The 1,394-nt window shown below is 51.6% G+C and carries 3 protein-coding genes; 1 reads left to right on the top strand and 2 read right to left on the bottom strand.

The window, feature by feature from the left end; translation table 11 throughout:
* Together E1189_RS23010 and E1189_RS23005 are read right to left on the bottom strand one after the other, a co-directional pair.
* Positions 1-335 (bottom strand): hypothetical protein (locus tag E1189_RS23010; RefSeq protein ID WP_196221024.1); only part of this gene is annotated, 335 nt, incomplete at its 3' end.
* Between the two features lie 476 nt (positions 336-811).
* Positions 812-1,012, bottom strand: coding sequence for a hypothetical protein (locus E1189_RS23005; RefSeq protein ID WP_196221023.1), 201 nt, complete (start codon positions 1,010-1,012; stop codon positions 812-814).
* A 163-nt stretch (positions 1,013-1,175) separates the two neighbouring features.
* Here E1189_RS23005 and E1189_RS23000 point away from each other — a divergent pair.
* Positions 1,176-1,394: ankyrin repeat domain-containing protein (locus tag E1189_RS23000; protein ID WP_196221022.1), on the top strand; the 219-nt coding region annotated here is incomplete at its 3' end.

Genomic DNA, 1,394 nt, shown 5'->3' with positions numbered 1-1,394 from the left:
GCCCCTGCGGCACCACCTTTGATTCGGCTAGGCAGCTTAAAAATCACCGTCAGAGCAGCAGAGGTGCCCGGTGCAAGGGAAGGCAGAACACTACCTGCCCCTGCGGCGCCACTTTCGCCTCGGTCAGCCTGCTTAACTCTCACTGCCAGGGCAGCCGCGATGCCCAGTGCAGGGGGAAAAGGAACACCACCTGCCCCTGCGGCACGATCTTCGCTTCGGTCAACCTGCTTAACGCTCACCGACGGGGCAGCCGCGACGCCCAATGCAAGGGAAAGCGGAACACGACATGTCCCTGTGGCGTCACCTTCGATACGGCCAGTCAGCTTAACTCTCACCGCCAGGGTAGCCGCGATACCCGGTGCAGGGGGAAAAGGAACACCACCTGCCCCTGCGGCATGATCTTCGATTCAGCCAACCTGCTTAAGTCTCACCGCCGGAGCTGCAACGACACCCTATGCAAGGGAAAGCAGAACAGCCGAGATACCCTGTGCAAGGAGAAACGGATCACAAAGAAATAATATCCTGAATCCGTGACTTCCTGATTTCCACCGTCCCTTTGGCTCATAACAATCTCGACAGATTTTCAGAATCAGGATTTCAGCATTTGTTTTTCATGAATTCTTCAAAAGAATCACTTATCGAGTCACTCTATCCTTCATCTGGCCGTCTTTTTTGAGCTTTAGGCAATACAACACCATGACCAGTCAGGCTCCAGTGATTTTATTCCCGGAAGTGGTTAATGATGTCTGAAGAAGGCCATCAACACAGTGCATATTCAGATAACAAACGCCGCCAGGCCCGAAAACCTGGGCTATGTCGACCGAAGCGCAGAATATATTGTCGTCCGGTTTTCACCAGACGGGCCGCCTGCCAGTGTCGTCCACCAACCTTCCAGCTCATAGTCCGGACTTGAGAGAAACATTTGCCCGACAGTATTGCAGGTTCTGCGGATGATTCTCAGAACCAGACGCTGGGATTTGAACAGTTTGATATCTTCATTGTTGATCGCCATACCTACTACCCTTTCCTTCCTTGATGGTTTTGGAGAGTGGAAAATGTTAAGGACCGGTGAGAAAACACTGTGGGCCTGCACCAGTTTTTTCCTCTTAATTCTGGGGCTTTGTGAACACTCACAAGCGATGTATCAATGTACAATAGAGCGGAGCCAGACCCTGGTGAGGAAATATAAGGAGCACGATTTTCTGGCAGCTTGTCGTGAAGGTAATGTGGAGGCGGTTCAGATCTTTTTGGATCAGGAGGGCTTTGATGTAAATGAGAACTTTGAAAGTGGAGTAAGCGGTCGCCCTGTTCACGGCCTTTATCTGGCGGCTCAAGAAGGCCATGCCGAAGTGGTTAAGATGTTAGTGAACACCGAAGGGGTGGATGTGAATCAA

It is taken from the genome of Parendozoicomonas verongulae (assembly GCF_009711465.1).
In the GTDB taxonomy this organism is placed as follows: Bacteria; Pseudomonadota; Gammaproteobacteria; order Pseudomonadales; family Endozoicomonadaceae; genus Sansalvadorimonas; species Sansalvadorimonas verongulae.
The sequence above is the reverse complement of the archived record's forward strand: the minus strand, read 5'-3'. Positions and strand labels throughout refer to the sequence as shown.

Bases quoted from the DNA above. Each gene is read 5' to 3' on its own strand.
- E1189_RS23005 (WP_196221023.1), bottom strand. From the start codon at position 1,012: ATGGCGATCAACAATGAAGATATCAAACTGTTCAAATCCCAGCGTCTG.